Raw genomic sequence first — 6,927 nt, 5'->3', positions numbered from 1 at the left:
CCGTTGACCATCGTGGTGTGCGAGTCGGTGCCGACCAGCGTATCCGGATAGGCGACTTCATACATTGCCGTCTTCTTGCCGACGGTCATCTTCTCCTTCTTGGTCCAGACGGTCTGGGCCAGATATTCCAGGTTCACCTGGTGGCAGATGCCGGTGCCGGGCGGCACCACGCGGAAGTTGTTGAAGGCCGAGGAGCCCCAGCGCAGGAAGCGGTAGCGCTCGATATTGCGCTCATATTCCCGCTCGACATTCTCGCCGAAGGCCTTGGCGTTGCCGAAATAGTCGACCATCACCGAGTGGTCGATGACCAGGTCGACGGGGTTCAACGGGTTGATCTTTTCCGGATTGGCGCCGAGCTTGGTCATGGCGTCGCGCATGGCGGCCAGATCGACCACGGCCGGCACGCCGGTGAAGTCCTGCATCAGCACCCGGGCCGGCCGGAAGCTGATCTCGTGCTCCTTGGCGCCGCGGTTTTCGACCCAGGCGGCGATGGCCTTCAGGTCGGCCTCGCCCACCGAAACCCCATCCTCGTTGCGCAGCAGGTTCTCAAGCAGAACCTTCATCGAAACCGGCAGGTTGGAAATTCCGTTCAGGCCGGCGTCTTCCGCAGCGGCCAGGCTGTAGTAGACGTAAGTCTTGTCGCCCACCGTCAATTCGCGGCGGGTCTTCAGGGTGTCGATCGACGCCATCCTAAAGGATCCTCTCTCTGTTCAAGGCCGTTCATCTACCGCCCCCGGGATCGCGCGCTCAAAGAGCCGGACACACAGCGTCCGACCCCGCGCCGCGTACGCCCCCTCGGGTGGCGACGGCCGCGGCTGTCATAGACCCGGCCGCGAGACTCGTCCATGCGAGGCGTGAGGACAATTTGCGTCCTCTTCTAGTGTTGGCAGGCTCGATCACGTGATCCCACAGGTTTCGATCCAGTCCCTGGCCCTGTCGCGCGGGGGTCGCCAGTTGTTTTCGCGACTTATTCTCAACTTGATTCCTGGGGAGGCCATCGCCCTGGTGGGCCGCAACGGCGCAGGAAAGACCAGTCTTTTGCGGGCCATAGCGGGTCTGATCGCCCCGGACGAAGGGACGATCGCCTTTGGCGACATTGATCCGGCCGAGGCTCGCGAACACATTCATCTGCTCGGTCACCTGGATGGACTGAAGTCGTCCCGCACCGCCCGGGATGAACTGAGCTTCTGGACCGGCTTCGCCGGGGGCGCAGCTGGCGCGGTGGAGGCTGCTGCGGCCCGACTGGACCTCGCCCCCCTGCTGGACCTGGAGGTGCGTCGGCTGTCGGCCGGTCAACGCCGGCGCCTGGCCCTGGCCCGCCTGCTGGCCGCGCCCCGGCCCCTATGGCTGCTGGACGAGCCCTTGAGCCCCCTGGACGCTGAATGGCGGGCCCGGTTCGGCGAGATCATGGGCGAGCACCTGGCCACGGGCGGCATGATCCTGGCCGCCGTCCACGATCCCCTGCCGCTGGCGACCCGCACGGTGGAGATCGGCCGATGAGCGCGGTTTCGACCCTGCTGGCCCGGGAGACGGCGCTGGCCTGGGGCAGAGGCGGTGGGCCCATGGTGGCCGTGGGCTTCTATGCCGGGGTCGCCACCCTGCTGCCCCTGGCGGTGGGGTCCGAGCCCGAGCGGCTGGCGGCCATTGCGCCCGGCGCGGCCTGGGTGGCCCTGGCCCTGGCCGCCCTGCTCTCCCTCGATCGGCTGTTCGAGCGGGACTATGAGGACGGGGCGCTGGACCTTTTGACCCTGTCGCCGGTCCCGCTGGAGATCGTCTGCGCGGTCAAGTGCCTGGCCCAGTGGCTGGCCACGGGCCTGCCCCTGGCCATGGCCGCCCCAGTGGCGGCCATCGCGCTCGGCGCCTCGCCGCAACTCAGCGGCCTGGTGGTGGCCTGTGCGCTACTGGGCGGCCTGGCCTTTTCCTTCATGGGCGGCATCGGCGCGGCGCTCAGCCTGGGCGCCCGCCGGGGCGGCCTGTTGACCGCGGTGATCGTCCTGCCGCTGTTCGTGCCACCGGTGATCTTCGGCGGCGGCGCCCTGGCCAGCCTCGATGCGGGCCTGCCCTGGCGGGCGGGCTTCGCCCTGCTGGGCGCCTATGCGGCAGCCGCCATGGCCCTCGGCCCCATCGCCATGGCCGCGGCCTGCCGCAACGCCCTGTCCTGACGTCGCTGGCGGGGCCATCCAAAAGAACCTGCGACGGAACCGCGGTCGCCTGACGTGGAAGTCTTCAGAGGGGCACGACTGGAGACCAACTATGAAGACGATCAAGACCATCACCGTCACCGGCGCCCTCACCGGCGCCTTGGCCAGCCTGGCCTTCGCCACCGCCAGCTACGCCCAGCAACCGCCGGCCCAGGGCCCGCGCCCGGCCATGGAGGGCCGCGAGCGTCCGAGCCCCGAACAGATGCGCGTCCACATGGCCGAGCGCCTGCGCACCACCCTGCAGCTCACCCCGCAGCAGGGCGCCGCCCTCAACGCCTATGTCAGCGCCATCAGCCCGCAGCCCGGCGCGCGCCCCGAGCGCGGCGACCGGGGCGCCATGCGTGAGATGACCACGCCCCAGCGCCTGGACGCCATGGCCGCCCATATGGCGCAGCGCCAGCAGGCCTTCGCCGCCCGCGCCGAGGCCACCAAGCGCTTCTACGCCCAGCTGACGCCGAGCCAGCAAAAGGCCTTCGACGCCCTGCGCCCGGCCGGCCGCGGCATGGGTCAGGACAAGGGCATGGGCCGCGGCGGCCCGCACGGCGGCATGGGCCATGGCGGCCCCGGCGGCCGCTAAGGCGCCTCTCTACACGACGACCACAAGGGACAGGTTGGCGACTCCGCCTTCCTGTCCCTTGTTTTGCCTGAGCCTCGTCAGTCCATGTCCATCCAGCCGGCCGAGCCGATCGGCATGCCGGGCGGGGTTTCGGGGCGGACCTCCTTGGCGGCGGCCAGGCGGCGCAGTTCGGTCGGGTTCTCGATGAGGGCCGCCAGCCGCGCCCGGTGGGCGCGGGTCGCCTCGTCGCCGCCGCGGGCGCCCCCCAGTCGCGTGGCGATCGACGCCAGGGCGGCGCTCGCCTGAGCCGCCACACCCGGCGATGCGCCCGGATCCTGGGCCAGACGTCCGAGATCGAGCACGACGCGGGCCTGCACCCGCTGGGAGATGGGCGCCAGGGCGGTGTTGGCGGGCTCGGCGAACAGCTTGGCCACCAGCGCCTCCATCACCTCGCCGGCCCCCGGCAGGGACGGATCATGGCGGCGCTGCTCGATCAACCGGGCCAGCCGCTGGTCGTTCAGCAGCACATCCAGGGGCAGGCCGGCGGCCACCTCAGCCGCCGCCAGGGGGTCGAAGACCGGCCCGGCCAGGGTGGGGAAAAGCTCGATCTCCGTCTGGCGGTCATTCCGCCCAGTCTGGCCCGCCGACATCAGGGGGATCAGTCCCGGCGGGGTCTCCAGGGCGGCGGGGTCGAGGGTCGTGAGCAGGACGGCCAGCGCCGCGCGCTGGGCCGCCGCCGGAACCGGCGCGGACGTCTCCCGCCCGTCGCCGATCACCGAATAGGCGAAGTCCACCCCGCCCAGCAGCTTGCCCGCCGCCTCCACCTGGTAGCGATGCATCAGATAGATGGGCACATATTTGCGGCGCAGCGCCGCCACCGGCTCGCCGGGATAGAGGGCGCCCAGGCCGAAGCTGGAGAGCGCGGCTTCGCGCACCGCCATCATCCGGGTCAGTTCGGCCGCCGGGTCGGGGCCGTCGTCCCACAGGCTGCCCCAGGGCTGGCCGACGCTGAGGCCCCGGGAATCGGCGTCGGTGATGTAGCGCAGGCCATCTGTGGCCGTGGCGTTCTGGTGCAGCAGGGCCTGGGCCTGATCTTCCGGCCCATAGACGGCCGCGACGCTGACCTTGTCCCAGTCGCCGATACCCACCGCATAGGCGTCCGAAAGGTCGGGCCGGCCGTCCTTCAGCAGGATGCGCGGGGCCGGATAGTCCATCACCGAGGTGCGCCCCTGGGTGGAGCCGGCGAAGTTGTGCGCAAAGCCGATGGAGTGGCCGACCTCGTGGGCGCCCAGCTGGCGCAGGCGGGCGAGCGCCACCTCCGCCGGGTCATTGGGGCCGCCCTTGCCGGTCATGTGCGCCCCCACCAGGCCCTCGAAGATCAGCATGTCCTGCCGCACCCGCAGCGCCCCCAGCACAACCGAACCCTTGAGGATCTCGCCGGTGCGCGGGTCGATGATGGTCTGGCCGTAGGACCAGCCGCGGGTCGCCCGGTCGGCCCAGTTGATCATGCTGTAGCGCACGTCCAGGGGATCGGCGTCCGGCGGCAGCAGTTCGACCCGGTAGGCGTCCTGGAAGCCGGCCGCCTCGAAGGCGTCGGCCCACCAGGCGGCGCCCTCCATCAGGGCGTTGCGGATCGGCTCCGGGGCTGCGGGGTCCATATAGAAGATGATCGGCTTCTTCACCGGCGACACGGCGGCCGTGGGGTCGGTCTTCTCCAGGCGGAAGCGCAGGGCGTATTGCTGGACGATGGGCTGGCCCAGGGGGGCGGCGAAATCCAGGAACTGCAGGGCGTTGCCGCCGCTGCGGGGATCGAACATCCGCGGCTGGTAGCCGGGCTCGGGCAGTTTGACGAAGGAGTGGCGCACCCGGAGCGTCATGCGCTTGGCGTCCGGGGTGATGTTGGCCACCTCGGCGCCCGGCGTCTCCGACATGAAGGTCTGGATGGCTTCCAGCTCGACATTCTCCGGGAAGGCCTTGGCCTGCCCCGGATCAGCCAGGCTGAGATCCTTCGACAGGCTCCAGCCGGTTTCGCCCGAGCTCTTCAAGGCGTCGACCACGCCTAAGCCGTCCTGGGTGAGGAAGCTGGAAATGTCGATCAGGATGCGGCCCTGGGCGTCGCTCGACAGCACCTCGCCGGCCCAGACCATGGAGGGCGCGAAGGCCTCGCGGGCCGAGGCCTGTTCGGCGGCAGGGGCGCCGACCGCGCGGAAGCGGGGGTTTTCGTACTCGGCCACCACCTTGGCGCCCACCCGGCGGAAGGTCAGCAGCCGCGAGGGGCCGAGCCTGGCCTTGTCCAGGCCGATGGGCGCCGAGCCCAGGCCCGTGCGCAGGCTGGCCACATGGATGTAGCGGCCGCTGATCCCTTCGGCGTCCGGCGCCGGCAGCAGCATCAGGACCCGGCCCCGCTCGGCGTCGGCATAGATCGGGATGAGGCCCTCGGTGCGGGAAAGGCCGGCGGTGGCCGCGGCCATGGGCTGCGGCGCGGCCTGGACCGCCAGCGGACAGGCCAACAGCGCAGCGACCGCGGTCGCCGCCAGCAGAGTTCTACGGATCATGATGACGCCCCTGGATTGAATGGCCCAGCCTAGGGCGGCCAGGCCGCCCGGGTCTACGAGGGAGGCCGCCCAGTCGCCTGAGAATCGCCCCGGCGCCTGCGGTTCGCGCAGGGGCCTCATCTTGACGTTAACGTAAGATGCCGCTTACGCTGTCAGCAGAAACAAGCCGCCAAAAACCAGGCTCAACCGGAGAGACGCCCATGCCCACCGACCTGCGCCGCCCCCAACGCACCTATACGATCCGCCAGCTCTGCCTGGAGTTCAAATGCACCCCCCGCGCCCTGCGCTTCTATGAGGACAAGGGCCTGCTGACGCCGGCCCGCGACGGCATGAACCGGGTCTATTCCTATAAGGACCGCGCCCGCCTGAAGCTGATCCTGCAGGGCAAGCGCGTCGGCCTGTCCCTGGCGGAGATCGGGGAGATCCTCGACCTCTATGACCTGGACGACGGCGGCGCGGCCCAGATGGCCAAGTCCCTGCGCAAGTTCAAGGAGCGTATCGTCGCCCTGGAAAGCCAGCGGGAGGACATCGACCGGGCCATTCAGGAACTGCAGGTCGGCTGTAACAACCTCGAACAGAAGCTGATCGCCACCCGGCCGGACCTGCTGCCCCGGGCGGCCGACTATGATCAGATGCTGCGCCAGCGTCTCGATGGCCTGGAGCATGTGGCCGCCAAATAGGGCGCCCGCCACCTCGACCAACAAACCTTGACCGGGCCGGGCGACCGGCCCGGCCGACACCGGAGTCTCCATGCCCTACCAGCCCCCCGTTCGCGATCATCTCTTCCTGCTGCGCGACGTTCTGCAGATCGAGCGCTATGGGGATCTGCCGGGCTTCTCCGAAGCCTCGATGGATGTGGTCAGCCAGATCATCGAAGAGGCCGGCCGCTTCACGGGCGAGGTCCTGGCCCCCCTGAACAGCGTCGGCGACAAGCAGGGCTGCACCTGGCACGCCGACCATTCGGTCACCACGCCGGACGGCTTCAAGGCCGCCTACAAGGCCCTGGTGGAGGGTGGCTGGCCGGCGCTCGGCGCCGACAAGGCCTATGGCGGCCAGGGCATGGCCCATGTGGTCAACCTGTCCTTCTCGGAGATGTCCTCCTCGGCCAACATGGCGTTTTCAATGTATCCGGGCCTGACGCATGGGGCCTATTCGGCCATCCATACCGGCGGTTCCCAGGACCAGAAGGACCTCTACCTGCCCAGGCTCGCCTCGGGTGAATGGGGCGGCACCATGAACCTCACCGAGCCCCATTGCGGCACGGACCTGGGTCTGCTGCGCACCAAGGCGGTCCCGCAGGCCGACGGCTCCTATCGCATCACCGGCCAGAAGATCTGGATCTCCGGCGGCGAGCACGACATGGCCGAGAACATCGTCCACCTTGTGCTGGCGCGCATCGAGGGCGCGCCGGCCGGGACGCGCGGCATCAGCCTGTTCATCGTGCCGAAGTTCCTTCCGGACGCCGATGGAAAGCCGGGCGCGCGCAACAGCGTCTATTGCGACGGCCTGGAAGAGAAGATGGGCATTCACGGCAACGCCACCTGCGTGATCCGTCACGAGGAGTCGACCGGCTGGCTGGTGGGTGAGGAGAACCGCGGCCTGTCGCTGATGTTCG

7 protein-coding genes are annotated in these 6,927 nt (G+C 69.5%); 5 read left to right on the top strand and 2 right to left on the bottom strand.

Annotated elements, in window-relative coordinates; genetic code table 11:
- On the bottom strand, positions 1-689 hold a 689-nt coding region (locus Q7S93_RS06740), incomplete at its 3' end, for an aconitase family protein (RefSeq protein ID WP_304712975.1).
- A 211-nt stretch (positions 690-900) separates the two neighbouring features.
- On the opposite strand from Q7S93_RS06740, the gene ccmA reads away from it, so the two are divergent.
- The 3 genes from ccmA to Q7S93_RS06725 all read left to right on the top strand — a co-directional run bounded on the left by ccmA (position 901) and on the right by Q7S93_RS06725 (position 2,778).
- Positions 901-1,500 (top strand): heme ABC exporter ATP-binding protein CcmA, encoded by a 600-nt coding sequence (gene ccmA, locus Q7S93_RS06735; RefSeq protein ID WP_304712974.1) that lies wholly within the window; start codon positions 901-903, stop codon positions 1,498-1,500.
- A complete protein-coding gene (gene ccmB / locus Q7S93_RS06730; RefSeq protein WP_304712973.1) occupies positions 1,497-2,162 on the top strand; it encodes a heme exporter protein CcmB in 666 nt (221 codons plus the stop codon). The genes ccmA and ccmB overlap by 4 nt, the downstream gene beginning before the upstream one ends.
- A gap of 91 nt (positions 2,163-2,253) precedes the next feature.
- Positions 2,254-2,778: a Spy/CpxP family protein refolding chaperone gene (locus tag Q7S93_RS06725; RefSeq protein ID WP_304712972.1), complete on the top strand. Its 525-nt coding sequence runs from the start codon at positions 2,254-2,256 to the stop codon at positions 2,776-2,778.
- A 77-nt stretch (positions 2,779-2,855) separates the two neighbouring features.
- Here the strand turns inward: Q7S93_RS06725 and Q7S93_RS06720 are convergent, their stop codons facing one another.
- Complete coding sequence (locus Q7S93_RS06720; protein ID WP_304712971.1) at positions 2,856-5,312, bottom strand: zinc-dependent metalloprotease; 2,457 nt, start codon at positions 5,310-5,312, stop codon at positions 2,856-2,858.
- Between the two features lie 200 nt (positions 5,313-5,512).
- On the opposite strand from Q7S93_RS06720, the gene Q7S93_RS06715 reads away from it, so the two are divergent.
- The gene (locus tag Q7S93_RS06715; protein ID WP_304712970.1) at positions 5,513-5,992 is read left to right on the top strand and encodes a MerR family transcriptional regulator; all 480 of its coding nucleotides are present in this window, start codon (positions 5,513-5,515) and stop codon (positions 5,990-5,992) included.
- Positions 5,993-6,062: 70 nt separating this feature from the next.
- On the top strand, positions 6,063-6,927 hold an 865-nt coding region (locus tag Q7S93_RS06710; RefSeq protein ID WP_304712969.1), incomplete at its 3' end, for an acyl-CoA dehydrogenase family protein.

The organism is Phenylobacterium sp. (assembly GCF_030646615.1).
Lineage (GTDB): Bacteria > Pseudomonadota > Alphaproteobacteria > Caulobacterales > Caulobacteraceae > Phenylobacterium.
Note: the sequence above shows the minus strand (reverse complement) of the source record. Positions and strands in the feature narration are given on the sequence as shown.